This window comes from Streptomyces sp. NPDC047917, from assembly GCF_043204345.1.
In the GTDB taxonomy this organism is placed as follows: Bacteria; Actinomycetota; Actinomycetes; order Streptomycetales; family Streptomycetaceae; genus Streptomyces; species Streptomyces sanglieri.
Genome location: NZ_JBIDCA010000004.1, coordinates 638,486 through 657,643, shown reverse-complemented (window position 1 = coordinate 657,643; position 19,158 = coordinate 638,486). Strand labels below are relative to the sequence as shown.

Sequence of the window (19,158 nt, the reverse complement as noted above, 5' to 3'; positions counted from 1 at the left end):
CCATGGCTTGTTCTCGCCGTCCCGACTCGCTTACGGTCACCGCAATCCGGACGGACCGCCTAATCCTGCCGCCGCCCGGAATTCACATCCACTCATCGCGTGGCAGGAGCGGGGGAACCAGGTAAGCCGCCGGCCGGAGAAATCCGGCCGGCTCGGGGTGAAGTCGCGCTCAGCGCGGCCGGGCATCTCCAGCCCGAACCCGACAGCTCACCTCGCAGGCGCCGGAGAGGAAATACGCCATGCCCATATCGGGTAAGCACCGCCGTCCGAAGCTCAGCACCATCGCCCGTGGCGTCGCCGCGGTCAGCGCCGGCGGCGCCGTCGTCGCCCTGCCGCTGCTCGGTGCCACCGGTGCCCAGGCCGCGGAGCAGTCCGTCCCGGCCGCCGCGCCGCAGCCGGCCGCCGCCACGCACGCCGCTCCGGTCACGCAGAAGCAGGCCGCCACCACGACGTACTCCGTCGTCTCCGGCGACTACCTGTCGAAGATCGCCGCCGAGCACCAGGTCAAGGGCGGCTGGCAGCAGCTGTACCAGGACAACCGCGAGGTCGTCGGCGAGAACCCCGGCCTGATCTTCCCGGGCATGAAGCTGACCCTCGGCGCCAAGGCCGCCGGCGACGTCGCGCCCACCGGCGCCGGCACCGGCTCGTCCCTCCCGTCGAAGGCGCCCTCCGTCACCGAGAAGTCCGCCCCGGCCAAGACCTCGTCCGCCCCGGAGACCAAGGCCCCGCAGACCGAGGCCCCGGCCTCCGCCCCGGCCGCCACCCGGAGCAGCGCCTCCGGCTACGTCCACCCGGTCCCGGGCAACCACACCACCGGTTACCGCGCCTCCGGCTCCAACTGGTCCAGCGGTAGCCACACCGGCATCGACTTCCCCGTCGCCACCGGCACCAGCGTCAAGTCCATCACCTCCGGCACCGTCGTCACCGCCGGCTGGGGCGGCGCGTACGGCAACCAGGTCGTCATCAAGCACGCCGACGGCCACTACTCGCAGTACGGCCACCTGTCCTCCGTCTCCGTCTCCGCGGGGCAGGCCGTGAGCGCCGGTCAGCAGCTCGGCCTCTCCGGTGCCACCGGCAACGCCACCGGCCCGCACCTGCACTTCGAGGTCCGCACGGGCCCGGCGTACGGTTCGGACATCGACCCGATCGCCTTCCTGGCCTCGCACGGCGTCTCCGTCTGAGCCGAACGGCCGGGCAGCTGAATCACCGGGCATGATCCGAGTGACACGGAAGGGGCGGTGCGCGGCGGCGCACCGCCCCTTCACTTATTCCCCCTTTACCAAAAACTGACCGGGTGGCCTATCTCACCACCCGTCAACCCCATATTACGGTCGCGTAGGTCACATTCGGCAGTGCAGGATAAGCGTTTGTGGCAGACGATTCGAGAAAAAATCAACGTGGCGTCAACAACCGACAGGGCGTCATCGGGTCGTACGCGGCTATCGGCGACAGCTTCACCGAGGGAGTCGGCGACCCCGGCCCGGACGGGACATTCGTCGGCTGGGCGGACCGTTTCGCGGTACTCCTCGCGGACCAGCTCCCGGACCCCGATGCGGCGACCGGCACGGAAGGTTCCGCGCACGGGAATTTCAGGTACGCCAATCTCGCCGTACGAGGACGCCTCCTCGACCAGATCGTCGAGGAGCAGGTGCCGCGCGCCAAGGAGCTCGCACCCGACCTGGTGAGCTTCTGCGCGGGCGGCAACGACATCATCCGGCCGGGCACCGACCCCGACGACGTGGCCGAGCGCTTCGAGCGCGCGGTCGCCGAGCTGACCGGCGCGGTCGGCACGGTCATGGTCACCACCGGCTTCGACACCCGTGGCATTCCCGTGCTGCGCCATCTGCGCGGCAAGATCGCCACGTACACCGCCCATGTACGGGCCATCGCCGACCGCTACGACTGCCCGGTCCTGGACCTGTGGTCGCTGCGGTCCGTCCAGGACCGGCGCGCCTGGGACGACGACCGGCTCCACCTTTCGCCCGAGGGGCACACCAGGGTCGCGCTGCGCGCCGCCCAGGTCCTCGGCCTCGACGTACCGGCCGACCCCGACCAGGAATGGCCGCCGCAGGCGGAGCGCGGCACCCTCGAAGTACGGCGCGACGACATCCACTGGGCGCGCGAGTACCTGGTTCCGTGGATCGGCCGGCGGCTGCGCGGCGAGTCCTCCGGAGACCACGTCGAAGCGAAGCGCCCGGACCTCCTGCCGCTCTAGGGTCCTTCGTCCGGATCGGGCCGGATCGGGGAGCGGGGTCCGGCGCCGCGCGTCGCGAGGCGGAGGAGGGAGCCGGTGGGGTCTCCCCTGTCCGAGCGGAGCCGGGAGCCCGGGGAAGGCGCGTCGGCGACCGACGACAACGCGGCGGTGCGAGGCGCGGCACCGGGGCACGCGAGCCCGGCATGATCCGGACGACATGCCCTGGACGGCGTCCGGGTCCGTGGTGCCGTCGCCCGCCCGGCCCGCCTGAGACTCAGGCCGGTCCGGCGAGCGACGGCGGCACAGCCGCCGGGATCCGCTCCAGCACCCCGCCGGCGAAGACGTCGTACAACGGCAGCGTCTCCAGGTGCACATAACCGATGTGGCAGTCGCAGACCGCCAGCGGACAGGCGCGCGGACCGAGCGCCCGCCGGTAGCTCCCGTCATAGAGATTCCCCAGCTCCGCCGGGACGAAATGGCAGCGCCGCACGGTGCCGTCACCGTCCACCGAGATGACCGACTCACCGGTCCGGCAGGGCAGCCCCGCCGACCGGTGCGGATGCCGGCTGTACGGGAAGAGCGGGTCGACGGCCGTCCAGCGTTCCGCCTCCTCGTCCGAATACGTGTGGCCCTCCGCCGCGTTCACCCAGAGATAGACCTCGTCCGGCAGCGCGGCGCGCAGCCGTCGCGCCTCGTCGAGATGGTCGTCGAGCCCGACCACACCGACACTGTGCCGGATGCCGAGCGCGGACAGCTCCTCGCACTTGGTGAGGAAGCGCTCGTACGGCGTCTGCCCCGGGTGGTACGTGCACCACAGCGCGATCTTCTCGCGGCCGGCCTCACCGGCCTCGGCCAGCCAGCCCGTACGACTGCTGATGTTGGTCTGGATCGCCACGCGCCGGATGTGCGGCAATCGCGCGAGCTCGACCAGCGCACGGCGGTACCAGGAGCGGACCAGGCCCTCGCCCCACGGGGTGAACAGCACCGAGATCCGGTCACCGGTCTGCGCCGCGGCCCACGCCGTGAACCGTTCCAGCGCGGCCCGGTCGGCGCGCAGCTGCTCCCGGCTGTCGCGCCGCTTGGCGAACGGGCAGTACGGACAGTCGTAGTCGCACGAGGAGAGCGGCCCGCGGTAGAGGATCGTCAGGTCCATGGGGTACTCACTTCAGCTCGTACGCGGCCATCGCGGCGCGTACACCGGGGGAGAAGAGCTCCGGGCCCAGCGCGTCGGAGTGGGCGAGGCCCTCGGGGGAGAGCCGCAGCAGTCCGGACGCCCCGGCCGACGCGTCGAGCCAGCCGCGCGCCTCGAACCGGGCCAGATTGAGGGGGAAGTCGTCGGCCGGCGAGGAGCCGAACCGCTCCCGGTAGTCGGCCAGCGGCAGTCCCTCGGCCTGGAGCACCGACTGGAGGAGGTGACGCCGGCGAGCCTCGTCGCCGTCGACGTACCGCCCGACCTCCGCGCGCGAGAAGTCCTCGGTGGCGGTGTATCCGTCGATGATCGCCCGCACCTCCCGCATCTCCACCGCGTAGTCGAAGGAGTAGTGCAGCGCGGTGGTGTACGAGCGGGCGCCGCAGCCCAGGCCGATCATGCCGTCGGTCTGGCAGGCGTAGTCGTCGGGGCCGTCCGCCCGCGGGGCGTCGGCGCGGCGGAACATCCGCATCGAGACCTGCTCGTAGCCGTGCGCCAGGAGGTGGTCCCGGCCCGCGCGGTACAGCCGCAGCCGCTGTTCGTCCCAGGCCGCGTCGGCCGCGGTCTCGCCGTCGGCACCGAGCCGTCCCAGCCCGGTCAGCGGACGCACGTACAACGGGTAGAGGTACAGCTCCTCCGGCCGCCAGCCGAGCGCCGCGTCCAGCGAGGTGCGCCAGCTGTCCTCGGTCTGGCCGTCGATGCCGTAGATCAGGTCGATGTTGAGGACCGGGATGCGGGCATCGCGTATCCGGTCCAGCGCGGCCTCCACGTCGGCCCGCCGCTGCGGGCGTACGGCGGCCCGCGCCTCGGCCTCGACGAAGCTCTGCACCCCGATGCTGATCCTGGTCGTCCCCCGGTCGGCGAGAACGGCCAACCGGTCGGCCGTCGCGGTCGACGGCGAGGTCTCGACCGAGAGCGGCACGGACCGCAGATCGGCGCCCATCCGCTTCTCCGCGATGTCGCAGAGCCGCTCCAGCTCCGCGGCGGTCAGGAACGTGGGCGTGCCCCCGCCGAACGCGGCCGCGGCGAACCGTACCGGCCCGTCGTCACCCAGCGCGTCCCGGACGGCGGTGGCCTGCCGGTCCAGCGCGTCGAGGTACCGGGTCGTCAGCTCGTCGGGAGCACCGATCCGGGTGAAGAGATTGCAGAAGCCGCAGCGGACCTCGCAGAACGGTATGTGGAGGTAGAGCGAGAGCGCGTCCTTGCACTCGCCCGCCCACAGCCCGCGCAGGTCCGGCCGGTCGGCGAGCGGCCGGTAGGCGGTCTTGTGCGGGTAGGCGTACACATAGCTCTGGTACGGCCGGACGGCCGGTGCGGCGGTCGTGGTGCGGCTCATGGTGCGGTGGCCCCCGGGTCCAGGAAGAAGTGCGCGTACGGAACGGTCCAGACGGACTCGTGACCGAGCCGGTGCCCGGTGTAGCCGTCGTCCCCGTACGCCGTGCCGTGGTCCGAGCAGACGATGGCGAAACAGCGGCGGCGGCTGCTCGCGGCGGCGAAGAGCCTGCCGATGTGGGCGTCGACGTACTCCAGGGCCGCGGCATGGGTGGCGCGGGAGTCGCCCGCCTCGCGGGTGGCGCCCGGCCGGTGGAACCAGTTGGGCTGGTGCAGGGCGGACACATTGACGAAGAGGAACAGCCGCTGTTCCGCCGGGAGTCCGGCGACGATCTGCTCGGCGCGCGTCACCTGTGCCTCGAAGGAGGTGGGCGAGGCCACGCCGAACTCCGGCTCCCAGTGGCTCTCCTGGAACATGCCCGGCAGTACCGAGCCGAGCGGCGGCCGCCGGTTGAAGAAGCCGACGCCGCCGATGCACACCGTGCGGTAGCCCACGCCGGCGAGGCCGGAGAGCAGGTCCGGTGTGTCGAAGACGAAGGTGCCCGGGGCGGTCGACTCACTGCCCGCGAAGCGCGCCGCGAACAGCCGGGGGTGCGGTCCTGGCCCGGCCGGTGTCGGCAGGAACCCCGCGAAGATCGCCTGGTGGGAGGCGTAGGTGAAGCTGCCCGGCGCATGCCGCTTCTCCCAGACACCACCCGGCAGATGACGCGCCAGATGGGGAATGCGCCCTTCGGCGGCGAGCTCCACCGCCACGTCGTGGCGCAGTGTGTCGAGGGTGACGAGCAGCAGGTCGTGGCTGCCCACGATCCCGCTCATGTCCGGCTCACCCGCGCGCGGTTCGTCGGCGTCCGGTCCGTTCACGTCCGGCCCGTTCATGCCCGGCGCGTCGGCGCCCGGCTCGTTCGGGTACGGGTTCCGGGAGCCCGCGGGGGCGGGCGCGGTGTCAGGCGGTGGCGGTTGCACGGTTGTTCCTTGCTCTGTTCTGTACGGCGGCGACCTGCGCCGCGTACGTGTCCAGTCCCTCGGCACCGCTGCCGGGAAGCCCGGTCAGGCGCGGCAGCAGGTCACCGAAGGCGTTGACCTCGCCGACGGCGAAGCGCCGCCAGCCGGTCGAGGGCAGCAGATCGACGCCCACGCAGAGAGTGTCCGGGAAGCAGGCGGCCGCCCGTTCGCACACCGCCAGGGCCTCGCTCCAGCTGCCGCCCGCCGCCTCGACGGCCGAGCGGACGGCTTCGAGGTCGCCGCGCTCACCGCCGAGGTGAAGATTGGTCATGGGGGAGTGGCTGGTGCGCACCACGGCGTGGGTGGCCCGGCCCGCCACCACCACGACCCGCAGGTCCGTCGCCCGGCCGTGCCGGGTCGCCTTGGGCAGCCAGCGCTCGATGTGCAGCCCGTCGGGCGCGAGCGCGTCGACGATCGCCGCGATCTCCGGCTCCGCCGTGATGCGGCGCACCCGCAGGGAATTGAAGAGCCGGCCGGACGCGTCGCGCTCCACCGATGTGGTGGCCCTGATGCGGCCCGGACCTGCCGTCTCCACGGCCAGCACCCCCGAGGCGGACGAGCCGTGCGCGAGCTTCACGAAGACCCTGGACATGCCGTGGTCCGCCATCCGTCCGCGTACGTCCGCCCAGTCCCGCACCACGGGGGCCGCGGCCCCCGAGGTCGGTGACGCCGGGACCGGGACCCCGGCACCGTCCAGCACGGCATGGCAGAGCCGCTTGTCGAACAGCACCGCGACATCGTCGGGATCGTCGAGCAGCCCGGCACCGGCGGCCGCCGCCGCCCGCGCCACCGTCCGCACGGCCGAGGTGAACCCGGCGTACCAGCGGGCGGTCCCCTCGACCCTGGCCGGATCCCCGACGGTGCGGAGCAGCCGCTCCACCTCGGTGTCCTCACCGGGGGAGTCCATCCGCACCGTCTCGCCGGGCAGGAAGGAGACGCCACCGCGCAGGACCTCCAGCCAGGGCACGACGCGCGCCGCGGGCAGCCCGGCGGCGCGCACGGCGTCCTGGAAGAGCGTGACCCGGCGGTTGCCGGGCACACCCACGACGGCGAAGCGCGGCGCCGGGCCCGCCGTACTACTCGCTGACGGCGACATAGCGGTCGTCGTCCTCTTCCGGGTCCCAGTACTCGACCTCGTCGACCTCACCGTTCACCCGGTCCGGCCCCAGGAGTTGCCGCAGACGGTCCACCAACGGGTCGCTCATGTAGTGGTGGTGCAGATCCAACGAGACGAGATGGGTGAGCGGCTGGCCCGAGAGCAGCGCCTCGGCACCCTCGTCGCCCAGTGTCCCCATCGAGAGGGAGAGCGACTCCAGCCGGGCGACGACCGGCGCGGAGGCCACGGCGGCCGCGATCTCGTCCTGGATCTCGCTGTTCTGCAGCCCCAGATGACGCAGGGCGGGGAACGTCGCGCCGGACAGCAGCGGAGCGAGGTCCGCGACCGTGGTGTCACCGCCGTACTCGGTGACACCGAGCCAGAGTTCGAGGCGCTCCAGCGCGGGCAGTTCGGAGGCGCCGATCGCCCGCACGAGACCGGACGGCAGCCCGCCGGACTCGAACTTCAGCGACCTGAGCGACTTGTGCCGCACCGGTCGCAGACCGAGCGACGGGCGGTCGCCGCTCTGCTCACCGCCCCCGCGTACCGCCAGCTCCTCCAGCTCGCCGAACGCCTCGACCACCGGGGTGATGTCGCACATCTCCAGCCATGACAGTTCGCATTCCTCGCTGACGACATCGGCGAGGAAGAGCGCGCGCAGGGCCGGGAAACGGTCGGCGTGAGCGACCAGCAGATCCAGCACCGGGGCGAAGGACTCGTACTCCTCCTGCCACCAGGGGCCGATCAGCAGGGCCCGCACCCGGGTGGTGTCGACCGTGTCGACGAAGTGCTGCCACAGCGTGCCGAACGTCAGATCGCCCTGCCAGGCGCTCTCCAGCCGCCACGCGACCGAACCGGTGTCCGGGAGCGTGCCGCCGGAGGCCCGACCGGGGCCGGGAAGGGTATGGACCGGCAGGCCGTGGAACGTGTCGGGATGCTCGATGTCAGTCATCGCGCCTCACTCCGAGACCGAGGTGTAGCGGCCTTCGACGCCGCGGTTGCCCCAGGGCGTCTCGCGCTCCGACACATCGACCCGCACGCCGTGCGGCTCCAGCGCCCGCACGATCCGGCTTTCCATCGGCTCGGTCATGAAGTGGTGGTACAGATCGAGCTTTTCGAGATGGGTGAGCGGCTGGCCGTCCAGCAGCGCCGCCGCGCCCTCGTCGCCCATGGTGCCGTTCGACAGGTCCAGGACGCGAAGCTGCGCGACGACCGGGGCGGAGGCCACCGCCGCCGCGATCTCGTTCTGCACCTCGCTGTTGCGCAGACCGAGATGGGTGAGCCGGGGGAAGCGGGTGCCGGAGAGCAGCGGGGCCAGGTCGGCCACATCGGTGTCGCCCCCGTAGGCGGAGACACCGAGCCACAGGTCGAGCCGCTCCAGCGCCGGCAGCTCGCTGTCCAGAATGCCGCGGATCACGCCGACGGGCAGCCCGCCGGTCTCGATGGTCAGCGCACGCAGCCGCTCGTGCTTCGAGGGCGAGAAGACCAGGTCGGTGCCGCCGCGCACACCCAGTTCCAGCAGGTCGGGGAAGGCGTTGAGCAGCGCCGTGACATCCGACTGCTCGATCCAGGAGATCTCGTTCTCCTCGGAGGTCATGTCGCCGACGAAGACGGCCTCCAGCGAGGTCAGCCGGTCCGCCGCGGCGATGATCAGATCGATCGCGTACGACGACTTCACCTCGTACGCCTCACCCCACTGACCGACGATCAGCGCCCGGACCCCCGCCGGGTCGACCGTCTCCAGGAACGCCTTGAAGGCTTCCTCCCAGGTCGTCTCGGCATCGTCGTCGTACGGATCGACCGAGATGCGCCAGGCTGCCGCATCGGCGGCCTGCACGGGCGCCTCCCCCGACGCGTGCTGGAAATCGACAGCGGGAAGGCCGAGCAACTCGTGCAGATGGTCCACACCGGACATGACCCTGAGCTCCTGGTACTGGGGGACGGCTGATGTTCCCAAGGTTTATCAAGCCGCACTGACAACGGCGCGACCGGGACCACCGCGACGGGCCCGCCCGGTCCGGTCGCCCGCCGGCCGATTGTCAGACCTGCCCCGTAGCGTTTTCTGCGTGGCCGGCACAGCGGGTGCGGCCATCGAGGGGAGACGTCTGTGTACCGGCAGGGCGATGTACTGATCGTGTCGTTGGAGGAGTCCGCGGTGCCCGCGCATCTCGTGGACGCGCCGGGTGAGCCGAGGGACGGCCGGGGGCGCATGGTCCTCGCGCTGGGCGAGGTCACGGGGCATGCCCACGCAGTGCAGGGGCCGGGCAGGCTGATGCGGGAGGCGGGGGTGTTCGGGCCGATGCTGCTCCATCTCCCCGAGGGCGGACGGGTGGTGCACGAGGAGCACGCGACGATGCCGCTGTCGAAGGGCTGGTACCGCGTGGTGCGCCAGCGGGAGTACACGCCGGGGGCGGTCCGCATCGTCGCGGACTGACGGCGGGCGGGGCCCGGCGGCAGAAGACCGGGCAGAGGACCGGATGTCCGGCGGCGCACAGCGCGCCGCCGTCGACGCAGTACGCACAAGACACAACACACAGAACACTGGGGACGGGGAAGACCGATGCAGTACGTGGACTCATGGCGGGCCGTGGCAGCGGCGACAGGCGCGGCCGACCGGGCCGCGGCCGAGGAGGGGCTGCGGCTCGCCTACCGCAGCGCAGGACTCGCCGAGCCGGAGCGGATCGTCTGGGTCGACTCGCCCAGGGCCGCGGTGGAGGCCGTGGAGAAGCTCGTGGACGCCGGGCGTTCGGTGCGTGACGAGATACGGACCCGGCCCTGGGCGCAGGAGCGCCGCCGGATGTACGACGAACTGGGCCCGGCGGGCTGGTCCGCGCTGTGGTCCGCCACCGGTGCCCAGCTCTGGGAGACCACCGCGGCGCTCGCCGACCGGATCCGGGCCGGTGTCGTCGCGGACCTCTCGAATCGCCCCGAGGACGAGTCCGGCGTCCGGCTGGTGCTGCTCGACGCGGTGCTGGGCCAGCACGACGCGGCGTGGCTCGCCGCCTTCGACGGCCGGGGCGACCGCCTCGACGGCCTGGCGGAAGTGGCCAGGCACGCGGGCTGGTGGTGGCCCTACGAGCGTGCCGTGGTGATCAGCGAGCGGCCGGAGGCGCTGTACCGGGACGAGGCGGGCCGGCTCGACCGCGGGGACGGCCCGGCGCTCGCCTACCGGGACGGCTTCGCCCTCTACGCCTGGCGCGGCATGCCGGTGCCCGCGGAGTTCCTGGAAGAGCTGAGCTCCCTGACTCCGAAGCGGATACGCGAGGAGGAGAACGCGGAACTGCGCCGCGTGATGCTGGAGTTCTACGGCTACGACCGTTACCTCACCGAATCCGGCGCGGAGCCGGTGCACCGTGACGAGACGGGTGTCCTGTGGCGGATCGCGCTGGACGGCGACGAGGACGTGGTGATGGTCGAGGTGGTCAACTCCACTCCCGAGCCTGACGGCACGCACCGTGTCTACTGGCTGCGGGTGCCGCCCGGCACCCGGACCGCCAAGGCCGGTGTGGCCTGGACCTTCGGACTCGACGGCAACGCGTACGCGCCCGTGCGTCAGACCTGAGCGCCGCCGGACGGTCCGCCGGCCGGGGCCACGCGGCCGAGGAACCGCGCGACGACCCACCGGCCGGGGCGGGCCGGAGTCAGGCCGTCAGTGCCTCGTGGTCGATGCCGAGTTCGCGGGCGAGTGCCTCGTCGGTCCAGGCCAGCATCGTGGCCCGGGAGAGCGGGCCCGCGTACGACGTCGTCTGGACGGCCAGGCCGTCCAGCAGGGCGGTCAACCGCCAGGCCGCGGACATCGGGTCGTCGCAGTGGAACTCACCGGCGGCGGCGCCCTCCTCGATGACCTCGGCCAACTCCGCCTTCCACTGCTGGTCGAGGTCGCCGGCCACATTGCGCAGCGCCGGGTCGCGCAGCGAGGCGGCCCAGCCCTCGATCCACAGCCGCCACCCCTTGGCCTGCCCGGTCGGCGCGTACCAGCGGACGGCGGCGCGCAGCCGCCGCACCGCGCTGGTGCGGCGGCCCAGCACCTTGCGCAGCTGGGCGAGGTCCGCCTCGGCGGCATGGGCGAAGGCGGCCGCGACCAGCTTCTCCTTGGTCGAGAAGTGGTAGAGCACGAGTGCGTTGCTGACGCCGAGCACGGCGGCCACATCGGCGATCCGGACCGCCGAGACCCCCCGTACCTCGATCTGTTCGATGGCAGCGCACAGGAGCTCTTCACGTCGTTCCGCCACGCTCAACCGCACTCTCGCCACGGCGCCACCCTAGCGAATATGCCAATCACGGGAAGAGCGGGGGCGGAGCCGCGCACGGCCCCGCCCCTCTTGCTCAGCTTGTCCGAACGGCACTCGCGATGCCGGACCGGGCCGTCAGCGTGGGGAGCACCAGATGTCGGCACAACCGGAGTCGTACGCGTCGGTGAGCGTCTCGGTCAGCGACGCACCCGAGGCGTCCGTGACGGTGGATCGCAGATCGACCTTGGCTGTCCCGAGCGCCGGCACGGTGACCTTCCAGCGTCCGTCGGTGCCACGGGCCGCCGGGGCCGGCTTCCAGCCGGTGCCGTCGGTGGCGTACCAGACCTTCAGTGAGGCGATGGGCAACGTCCGCCGCTCCCCCTGCGCGGTGAGACCGACCGTGTAGCCGAGCGGCTTTCCGGGATCGGCAGCGTTCTCACCGGTGAGCGGGAGCCGGTAGTCGAGGTCCAGCAACCGGGCCGGGGCGGCTCGCCCCTCGTGGCCGGAGCGCAGCCGCCATTCGCTGGTCACCCTGGTCCCGAGCATCCAGGTCACCGGGTCGGGCGACGTACGGGTGGCATCGACGGTCAGCCGGTACCAGCCCTGCCGTCGCGGCAGGTCGAACGTGGCGCGGCCCGGCGCGGCATTGCGGGCCAGCACCTTTCCGCTGTCGTCCGCGAGGAGCGTGCTCCCGCTGTCCGCGCCCGGCGCGGTCTCGGCCCGGTGCCAGGCCGCGTCGGAGAACACCGCAAGGCCCACCCTCAGTCTGTCGCCCTCCCTGACCACCTGGGCGGCTCCGGCCTGTCTCCCGAGCGCCGGGTTGAGGGCGCGGACATCCAGTCGTCCCGGTAGTCACCGCCCGCGCGGTACACGGTGGGCGTGCCGACGAGGGTGCCGAGCGGATAGACCCGGTCGCCGATGCCGTACTGGTAGTGGAAGGTCGCCGTGGTCCACTCCACACCGGGGGAGAAGTGCAGCGTCTGCTCCGCCGGCGGGCGGTAGCGGGTCGTCTGCTGGAAGAGCGTCAGCCCATGCCCTCACGCCCGGCTCCCGGCACGATCGAGCTGATCTGCACGCCGTTGCCATGACCGAAGTACGTCACCACATCTCCGGTCAGCAGGGTGACGGTGCCGCCCCGGCCGGCCGTTGCCGGGGGTGCGGACGGATCGGCGAAGGCGGGGGCGGCATCGGCGGCAGCGGGCAGTGTTCCACCGGCAAGGGCGGTGGCGAGCGCGGTGGCGCAGAGCGCCATCCATCTGGTCCGTCTCATTCTCACCTCGTGAACTCGCGGGTTCTCAGGGGGTGGTGAGGTGAGACTGTCAGGAACATGGCAGATCGGAGCCGGGTGCGGACCGGCGGGTAGCTGCCATGGTAGCTACCCGCCGCACCGACCGGGGAACCGGGTCGGAAACTCCGGCCGTGCCGCCGGGTCAGCGGCCGGCGGGACGCTCCACCTCGCACCGGTCCTTGAAGCCCTGACTGGTCAGCCCGAGGGCGGAATTGGTCCGGGAGCGCATGTTCTCCACCGCGACCATCGTCGTCAGCTCCACGAAGGCCGCCTCGCCGAGCGCGGTCCGCAGCCGCCCGGCCGGCTCGTCACCGACCTCCGGCGGGGTGAGGCTCATCGCCTCCGCGTACTCCAGGACGTCCCGCTCCAGCGGGGTGTACACCTCGCTCTCCCGCCACACCGGCACATCGCGCAGCTTGCGCGGGTCCATGCCGTGCCGGTGGTTCTCCCAGTAGCCGAAGTCCATGCACCAGCCGCAGCCGACGGTGGCCGCGGCCGACATCACGGCCAGCGCCTTGAGCTGCGGGTCCAGCTTCTTCCAGCGCCCCACCGACAGCTCGAAACGGGCACCGGCCCACAGCACCCCGGTGTGATGGGCGGCGGCCCGGAGCGGGTCGATGACCTTGCCGTACGTCCGGTTCGAGTACCAGGAAACGGCGCGGAAGAGGAGGGTGCGGGGCGGGTCGAGCGGGATTCGGGCGGTCATGGCCGGTCTCCTTCGAAACGGCTCGGGTGCCGTCCGGCGGCCTTGCGGACACCGCCGGACGGGCGGTTTCCACCGGTGCGACGTACGCGGGGGCCCCGGATGTGACACGGCGGTCCGGCCGGTTCCGGAATCCTGCGGGGGGTACGGACGTTGGATCCGGCATGACGGCAATCGACGCACGGCAGGAAGCACTGCTCGGACTGCTCGCCGAGGAGAACGGCGGAGTGCTCGTGACACTGAGGCGGGACGGCAGGCCCCAGCTGTCCAACGTCAACCACTTCTACTACCGCCGGGAGCGCATCGTCCGCGTCTCGGTCACCGAGGACCGGGCGAAGACGAAGAACCTCCGCCGCGACCCCCGGGCCGGCTACCACGTCACCAGTGCCGACCGCTGGGCGTGGACGGCCGTGGACGCCACCGCCGAGCTGTCCCCGGTCGCCGCCGATCCCCACGACGCGACGGTCGAGGAGCTCGTCGCGCTCTACCGCGACCTCCGGGGCGAGCACCCGGACTGGGACGACTACCGCAGCGCGATGGTCCGGGACCGGCGCATCGTGCTGCGACTGCGTATCGAGCACGTGTACGGGCAGCCGCGTGGCTGACCCGGCCCGCTCCGGCCGCCGCTTCCCCGGACGCTCCGCTCTCGCACCGTGGTACCCCCGCCCATAATGAGACGACACCGATTTCCCCAGGAGATGCATTGACCGGCGCCGACCCCTTGCCTCCGCTCCGCACCCGGCTGCGTTCGCTGCGCCCCGCCGCATTCGGCGCAGACCCGGGTGGTGCCCGCATGGAGCGCATCCGCCGCTCGCCCAACTTCGCCGACGGCGTCTTCCGGAATCCGGTGGGGGCGCGGACCAGGCCGTCCGGATCCACCCTGGAGTTCGCGAAGGTCTACTTCCGCAAGGAGGAGCGGGTACGCAGGGCCCCGGTCGGCACCGTGCCCGTCCACGCCACCACCTACGCGGACCTCGCCGAGACCCCGGCCACGGGGCTGCGGCTCACCTGGATGGGCCATTCCAGTGTGCTCGCCGAGATCGACGGCCGTCGGGTGCTCTTCGACCCGGTGTGGGGCGAGCGCTGTTCGCCCTTCGCCTTCGCCGGGCCCAAGCGGCTGCACCCGGTGCCGCTGCCGCTGGCCGCCCTCGGCCCGGTGGACGCGGTGGTGATCTCCCACGACCACTACGACCACCTCGATCTGCCGACGATCCGCGCGCTCGCCGGTACCGGCACGGTGTTCGCCGTCCCGCTGGGGGTCGGCGCCCACCTGGAGCGGTGGGGCGTGTCCCCCGACCGGTTGCGCGAGCTCGACTGGAACGAGACGACGAAGATCGCCGGGATCAGCCTGACCGCCACCCCGGCGCGGCACTTCTGCGGACGCGGCCTGCGCAACCAGCAGCACACCCTCTGGGCGTCCTGGGCCGTCGCCGGCCCCGAGCACCGGATCTACCACAGCGGCGACACCGGCTATTTCCCGGGCTTCAAGGACATCGGCGCCGAACACGGCCCGTTCGACGCGACGATGATCCAGATCGGCGCCTACTCCGAGTACTGGCCGGACATCCACATGACCCCGGCCGAGGGCATGCAGGCCCATCTGGACCTCCAGGGCGGCGAGCCGCTCGGGGCGATGCTGCCGATCCACTGGGCCACCTTCAACCTCGCCCCGCACCCGTGGGCCGAGCCGGGCGAGGGCACCCTCGCCGCCGCACAGGACGCGGGCGCCCGCGTCGCGCTGCCGCTGCCCGGCGAACCCTTCGAGCCCACCGCGCGGACCGTTCCCGCCGAGCCCTGGTGGCGCGCGGTGGCACCGCAGCCGGTCGAGCAGCGGCCCGCGGCGGCGGCCCGGATCACGGATCTGTCGACCGACCCGGCCGGCGGTACGGGCCGGGCGCCGGACGACGCGGCGGCGGAGGCCGGCCACGCCGAGGTGGCGCCGACGGCGTAGCACCCCCCGATCGCGGCGTACGGCTCGCGGCCGGCCGACCCGGCGGTACGGGAACGGCATCCGGACCGCCGCGTACGGGACACGCGCGGCACATTTCAGACGGCTCGGCCCGTCCGGCACGACCGGACGGGCCGAGCCGTTTCGTGTGCTCATGGGCTCATTCCGATCGGCCATTCGGGTGTCGGCCGGTCAGGTGTCAATGCGGAGTAATCGGTCTCTTGTACGAGCGGTCATACCAGAGCGGGACGGATGGCGGGCAAGTTCGACAACTGCCCGCCGCACTCGCGTGATTGACGACTACCGTGTGTGGCCGGTGATCAACGGTGGGCTCATAACTTTCGAGCCTGCCCGACCGATGAACCGAGCCTGACCGACCACCGTAGGTGCCACCGCATGAACGCCGATTCCTGGTGCCCCACGTACCGAGGACAATGATGTCTCAACTTCGCGCACCCGAAGCGCGACCGGAACGCCGAGAGGGCGGACGGCACGGCCGACCCGGTGCCCGTTCCCACTCGGCCACGGCCAGGCCGCGCGCCGCCCAGCCGTCCCCCGAGGCGCGTATACGCCCTCAACTCCTGCGCACCGCGGTACTGCCGACCGTCGTGGCGGTACTGAGCGGAGCCGCAGCCGTCATCTTCACCGCCCGCTCCGGCGCCCGGCTCTCCGGCGAACTCTGGATCGCGCTGGGCGTCGCCGGGGCGCTGGCGCTCTCCGCGGTCCTGGCCGCGTACCTCGCCGCCAACCGCGTCGCCACCACCGTCTTCGGACGCTGTCTGGCGCTCCGCCGTACCAGCGCCCAGGGCCAGGCCGAACTGCAGCGGGTGGTGGAACAGCTCCGCAACGGCGAACCGGTGTCCGCGCGCAGGCCCGCGCCACCCTCGGCGCCCGGCAGCGACGCCTTCGAACTGCTCGCCCAGGAACTCGGCCGCCAGCAGGAGGCCGCCGTGGCCGCGGTCGTCCAGGCGTCCCGGCTCTCCGACAACTCCGGCGAGGACCAGAAGGTCGAGGTCTTCGTCAATCTCGCCCGCCGGCTCCAGTCGCTGGTGCACCGCGAGATCCAGCTGCTCGACGAGCTGGAGCACGAGGTCGAGGACCCCGATCTGCTCAAGGGCCTCTTCCACGTCGACCATCTCGCCACCCGCATCCGCCGGCACGCCGAGAATCTCGCGGTCCTCGGCGGCGCCGTCTCCCGGCGGCAGTGGAGCAACCCGGTCACCATGACCGAGGTCCTGCGCTCGGCGATCGCCGAGGTCGAGCAGTACCCACGGGTCAAGCTCGTGCCGCCGATCGCCGGCACACTGCGCGGCCACGCCGTGGCGGACGTGATCCACCTGCTGGCCGAACTGGTGGAGAACGCGACCGTTTTCTCCGCCCCGCACACCCAGGTGCTGCTGCGCGCCCAGCAGGTCACCGCCGGACTGGCCCTGGAGGTGGAGGACCGGGGGCTCGGCATGCCGGGCAACGAGCAGAAGCGGATGAACGCCCTGCTCGCCGACCCCGACCAGGTCAATGTGGCCCATCTGCTCCAGGACGGCCGGATCGGGCTGTTCGTCGTTGCTTCGCTGGCCCGCCGGCACGGCATCGCCGTCCGGTTGCAGAGCAACATCTACGGCGGCACACAGGCCGTACTCGTCCTCCCGCAGTCCCTGCTCGGCGTGGACGGGGACGCTCCGGCCGAGGGCGGCTCGGCCCCGGTCCCGCCCCCGGGCCCCGTACACCGCCCACCGGCCGAGGGCGCGAGGGCCGGCCACCACATGCCGGCCCCGGCGCCGGGCCTGAACCCCGACCCGGCGCCGAACACGGGCCTGAACCCCGGTCCGGGCACCGCGCCGGGGCCGCAGACGAACACCGTCCGCCAGCCCTACGTCCCCAGCCAGCCACTGCGCCTGCACCAGCCGCCGCAGCAGGGACAGGGCGGCCAGGGCAGTCGGGGCGAGGCCCCACCGCTCCCGCTGCGGGCCGAGCGCCCCGACCGGCCCACCCCGGCCGAGGCCGTCCCCGGATTCCGGATCGCGGACGGCGTCCCCGACGCCCCGCACCGCGAACCCGGAGTCGTGCGCGGCACCATGGGCCGGCCACAACTGCCCAGGCGCGCCAACCAGGAGCACCTGGTCCCGCAGCTCAGGGAGGCACCCGCCCCGCGCAGCGACGACGAACAGGCCCTGCACGACCCGGGACTCATGGCGGCCTTCCGGCGCGGCATCGAACTCGCCGAGGCCCGCAGCGAAGCCGAGGCCGACACCGCCCCGGAAACGGAGACGGGCCCCGGGGCGGCGGCGGACCCGCAGGCCTGGCAGCCCGGCGTCCCGCTCGAACCGCTGCCGGTACGCGGACTCACCGGGACCGCCACCCCGTACCCCTCGGGCCCGGCCCAGGACGCGGCCCCGGTCGACGAACCCCTCGAAACGAACACCTCCAAGGAGTAGATGCACCATGGCGACCGATATGCCGTCCGGTCAGGTCTCGGACCTCGACTGGCTGCTGGGCGGACTGGTCCAGCGCGTCCCGTACACACGCAGCGCGGTTCTCCTCTCCGCCGACGGGCTGGTGAAATCCCTTCATGGCATGGACGCCGACAGCGCCGACCACATGGCCGCGCTGGCCGCCGGTCTGTACTCGCTCGGCCGCAGCGCGGGTGCGCGCTTCGGCGACAGCGGCGAGGTACGGCAGGTGGTGGTCGAGCTCGACTCGACCCTGCTGTTCGTCTCCACCGCCGGTTCCGGCACCTGTCTCGCCGTGCTCGCCGGCCGCGAGGCCGACGCGGCGGTGCTCGGCTACGAGATGACGATGCTGGTCAAGAGTGTCCGGCCCTATCTGATGACGCCTGTCAGACAAGCGGCCGGGACACCGGGCGCCATGGGGCTGTGAGGGTGTCGGTCCCGCAGGACGGGCCACTGCTCGACGACGCGGCCGGCCGGCTGATCCGCCCGTACACCGTGAGCAACGGCCGGACCCGCCCCACGACCGTGCTCGATCTGCTCTCCCTGATCATGGCCACGGGGACCGAGCCGCAGACGCATCTGGGTCCCGAGCACTCCGTCGCGCTGGGGCTGTGCGGCGGCCCCACCTCGGTGGCCGAGATCGCCGCACATCTGCGGCTGCCCGCGGTCGTCACCAAGGTGCTCGTCTCCGACCTGGTCGACTGCGGGGCTGTGACCGCGCACCCACCCGCCTTCCACGACATGCCCACCGACCGATCTCTGCTGGAGGCAGTGCTCGATGGCTTACGACGACAGCTCTGACGGCTTCGGCAGCTTTGCCGCGTACGACGACAACGCAAGCCCCGAAGGTTTCGGAAGTCACGAAAGCCACGGAACCCGGGCAGCACGGGCAGCCCACGGAAGTCAGGGGAGCCACGCAACCCACGGCCGGTCCGAGGGATACGGCGGCCCGGAGAGCTACGGGCACCCGGGGAACCACGGGGATGTGCACGGCTACGGGGAAGCACGGAGTTACGGCGGCACCCTGGACCACAGCGGTACCCAGGGCCATGACGATGCTCCGAGCCACGAGCCCGAGCCGGGGCACGGCGATCCCGGCGGCGACGTCGGCGGTCCCATGGGCTCTGAGGGGTTTCCCGTCGCGCTCAAGGTGCTGGTGGCCGGCGGGTTCGGGGTCGGCAAGACGACGTTCGTCGGTGCGGTCAGCGAGATCGCACCGCTCAGCACGGAAGAGCTGCTGACCCAGGTCAGCGCCGCGACCGACAGTCTCGAAGGGATCGAGTCCAAGACCGCCACCACCGTGGCGATGGACTTCGGCCGCATCACCCTCGACGAGCAGCACGTGCTCTATCTGTTCGGCACCCCGGGCCAGGAACGCTTCTGGTTCATGTGGGACGAACTCTCCCAGGGCGCGCTGGGAGCCGTCGTGATCGCGGACACCCGCAGGCTCGCCGAGTGCTTCGCCGCCGTCGACTTCTTCGAGCGGCGCGGTATCGGATTCATCGTCGCGGTCAACGAGTTCGACGGCGCCTACCGCTACGCACCGGAGGAGATCCGGGCCGCGCTCGACCTCGGCCCGGACGTCCCGGTGGTGCTCTGCGACGCCCGGATCGCCAGCTCGGGCACGGGGGCCCTGGTCACACTGGTCCAGCACCTGATCAACGCCACCTCGGCCCCGGCCCCGTTGACCGGCTTCGGAGCCCGCCCGTGATCCGGAACCACAACGG

Annotated in this window: 21 protein-coding genes and 1 riboswitch; of the genes, 10 read left to right on the top strand and 11 right to left on the bottom strand. The window is 72.1% G+C overall.

Annotated elements, in window-relative coordinates; genetic code table 11:
* The first annotated feature begins 79 nt into the window (after nucleotides 1-79).
* Nucleotides 80-236, top strand: a riboswitch (cyclic di-AMP (ydaO/yuaA leader).
* A gap of 3 nt (nucleotides 237-239) precedes the next feature.
* Together ACGF8B_RS12745 and ACGF8B_RS12740 are read left to right on the top strand one after the other, a co-directional pair.
* Nucleotides 240-1,181: a peptidoglycan DD-metalloendopeptidase family protein gene (locus ACGF8B_RS12745; RefSeq protein WP_392737391.1), complete on the top strand. Its 942-nt coding sequence runs from the start codon at nucleotides 240-242 to the stop codon at nucleotides 1,179-1,181.
* 188 nt (nucleotides 1,182-1,369) lie between these two features.
* Nucleotides 1,370-2,215 (top strand): SGNH/GDSL hydrolase family protein, encoded by an 846-nt coding sequence (locus ACGF8B_RS12740; RefSeq protein ID WP_392737389.1) that lies wholly within the window; start codon nucleotides 1,370-1,372, stop codon nucleotides 2,213-2,215.
* A gap of 253 nt (nucleotides 2,216-2,468) precedes the next feature.
* Here ACGF8B_RS12740 and ACGF8B_RS12735 read toward each other — a convergent pair whose 3' ends face one another.
* From ACGF8B_RS12735 to ACGF8B_RS12710, 6 genes are all read right to left on the bottom strand, one after another.
* Nucleotides 2,469-3,347: an STM4011 family radical SAM protein gene (locus ACGF8B_RS12735; RefSeq protein ID WP_392737387.1), complete on the bottom strand. Its 879-nt coding sequence runs from the start codon at nucleotides 3,345-3,347 to the stop codon at nucleotides 2,469-2,471.
* A 7-nt stretch (nucleotides 3,348-3,354) separates the two neighbouring features.
* Entirely contained in the window at nucleotides 3,355-4,719 is a 1,365-nt protein-coding gene (locus ACGF8B_RS12730) for an STM4012 family radical SAM protein (protein WP_392737386.1), read from the bottom strand.
* Entirely contained in the window at nucleotides 4,716-5,531 is an 816-nt protein-coding gene (locus tag ACGF8B_RS12725) for an STM4013/SEN3800 family hydrolase (protein WP_392737444.1), read from the bottom strand. The genes ACGF8B_RS12730 and ACGF8B_RS12725 overlap by 4 nt, the downstream gene beginning before the upstream one ends.
* A gap of 127 nt (nucleotides 5,532-5,658) precedes the next feature.
* The gene (locus ACGF8B_RS12720; protein ID WP_392737384.1) at nucleotides 5,659-6,813 is read right to left on the bottom strand and encodes an STM4014 family protein; all 1,155 of its coding nucleotides are present in this window, start codon (nucleotides 6,811-6,813) and stop codon (nucleotides 5,659-5,661) included.
* Nucleotides 6,794-7,765 carry an STM4015 family protein gene (locus ACGF8B_RS12715; RefSeq protein ID WP_392737382.1) on the bottom strand — a complete coding sequence of 324 codons (972 nt, stop codon included), beginning with the start codon at nucleotides 7,763-7,765 and terminating at the stop codon, nucleotides 6,794-6,796. The genes ACGF8B_RS12720 and ACGF8B_RS12715 overlap by 20 nt, the downstream gene beginning before the upstream one ends.
* 6 nt (nucleotides 7,766-7,771) lie before the next feature.
* Nucleotides 7,772-8,728 (bottom strand): STM4015 family protein, encoded by a 957-nt coding sequence (locus ACGF8B_RS12710; protein WP_392737381.1) that lies wholly within the window; start codon nucleotides 8,726-8,728, stop codon nucleotides 7,772-7,774.
* 192 nt (nucleotides 8,729-8,920) lie between these two features.
* Between ACGF8B_RS12710 and ACGF8B_RS12705 the strand changes: the two genes are divergently transcribed.
* Both ACGF8B_RS12705 and ACGF8B_RS12700 read left to right on the top strand, forming a co-directional pair.
* Nucleotides 8,921-9,247: a hypothetical protein gene (locus ACGF8B_RS12705; RefSeq protein ID WP_392737379.1), complete on the top strand. Its 327-nt coding sequence runs from the start codon at nucleotides 8,921-8,923 to the stop codon at nucleotides 9,245-9,247.
* Nucleotides 9,248-9,373: 126 nt separating this feature from the next.
* Complete coding sequence (locus ACGF8B_RS12700) at nucleotides 9,374-10,375, top strand: DUF6745 domain-containing protein (RefSeq protein ID WP_392737378.1); 1,002 nt, start codon at nucleotides 9,374-9,376, stop codon at nucleotides 10,373-10,375.
* Nucleotides 10,376-10,454: 79 nt separating this feature from the next.
* Here the strand turns inward: ACGF8B_RS12700 and ACGF8B_RS12695 are convergent, their stop codons facing one another.
* The 5 genes from ACGF8B_RS12695 to ACGF8B_RS12675 all read right to left on the bottom strand — a co-directional run bounded on the left by ACGF8B_RS12695 (nucleotide 10,455) and on the right by ACGF8B_RS12675 (nucleotide 13,039).
* Nucleotides 10,455-11,045: a TetR/AcrR family transcriptional regulator gene (locus ACGF8B_RS12695; protein WP_259932004.1), complete on the bottom strand. Its 591-nt coding sequence runs from the start codon at nucleotides 11,043-11,045 to the stop codon at nucleotides 10,455-10,457.
* Between the two features lie 135 nt (nucleotides 11,046-11,180).
* Complete coding sequence (locus ACGF8B_RS12690) at nucleotides 11,181-11,792, bottom strand: hypothetical protein (protein WP_392737376.1); 612 nt, start codon at nucleotides 11,790-11,792, stop codon at nucleotides 11,181-11,183.
* A 14-nt stretch (nucleotides 11,793-11,806) separates the two neighbouring features.
* Nucleotides 11,807-12,004: a hypothetical protein gene (locus tag ACGF8B_RS12685; protein ID WP_392737374.1), complete on the bottom strand. Its 198-nt coding sequence runs from the start codon at nucleotides 12,002-12,004 to the stop codon at nucleotides 11,807-11,809.
* Between the two features lie 65 nt (nucleotides 12,005-12,069).
* Nucleotides 12,070-12,315, bottom strand: a complete 246-nt coding sequence (locus ACGF8B_RS12680) for a hypothetical protein (RefSeq protein WP_392737372.1) — start codon at nucleotides 12,313-12,315, stop codon at nucleotides 12,070-12,072.
* Nucleotides 12,316-12,475: 160 nt separating this feature from the next.
* Nucleotides 12,476-13,039: a carboxymuconolactone decarboxylase family protein gene (locus ACGF8B_RS12675; RefSeq protein ID WP_392737371.1), complete on the bottom strand. Its 564-nt coding sequence runs from the start codon at nucleotides 13,037-13,039 to the stop codon at nucleotides 12,476-12,478.
* Between the two features lie 161 nt (nucleotides 13,040-13,200).
* Between ACGF8B_RS12675 and ACGF8B_RS12670 the strand changes: the two genes are divergently transcribed.
* The 6 genes from ACGF8B_RS12670 to ACGF8B_RS12645 all read left to right on the top strand — a co-directional run bounded on the left by ACGF8B_RS12670 (nucleotide 13,201) and on the right by ACGF8B_RS12645 (nucleotide 19,142).
* On the top strand, nucleotides 13,201-13,641 hold the full coding sequence (locus tag ACGF8B_RS12670) for a PPOX class F420-dependent oxidoreductase (RefSeq protein WP_392737369.1): 441 nt from the start codon (nucleotides 13,201-13,203) through the stop codon (nucleotides 13,639-13,641).
* Nucleotides 13,642-13,739: 98 nt separating this feature from the next.
* Nucleotides 13,740-14,987: an MBL fold metallo-hydrolase gene (locus ACGF8B_RS12665; RefSeq protein ID WP_392737367.1), complete on the top strand. Its 1,248-nt coding sequence runs from the start codon at nucleotides 13,740-13,742 to the stop codon at nucleotides 14,985-14,987.
* A 434-nt stretch (nucleotides 14,988-15,421) separates the two neighbouring features.
* The gene (locus ACGF8B_RS12660) at nucleotides 15,422-17,416 is read left to right on the top strand and encodes an ATP-binding protein (protein ID WP_392737365.1); all 1,995 of its coding nucleotides are present in this window, start codon (nucleotides 15,422-15,424) and stop codon (nucleotides 17,414-17,416) included.
* 7 nt (nucleotides 17,417-17,423) lie between these two features.
* Nucleotides 17,424-17,858: a roadblock/LC7 domain-containing protein gene (locus tag ACGF8B_RS12655; RefSeq protein ID WP_392737363.1), complete on the top strand. Its 435-nt coding sequence runs from the start codon at nucleotides 17,424-17,426 to the stop codon at nucleotides 17,856-17,858.
* 2 nt (nucleotides 17,859-17,860) lie between these two features.
* Nucleotides 17,861-18,232, top strand: a complete 372-nt coding sequence (locus tag ACGF8B_RS12650; RefSeq protein ID WP_124720608.1) for a DUF742 domain-containing protein — start codon at nucleotides 17,861-17,863, stop codon at nucleotides 18,230-18,232.
* 316 nt (nucleotides 18,233-18,548) lie between these two features.
* A complete protein-coding gene (locus ACGF8B_RS12645) occupies nucleotides 18,549-19,142 on the top strand; it encodes an ATP/GTP-binding protein (protein WP_392737442.1) in 594 nt (197 codons plus the stop codon).
* Nucleotides 19,143-19,158 lie beyond the last annotated feature (16 nt).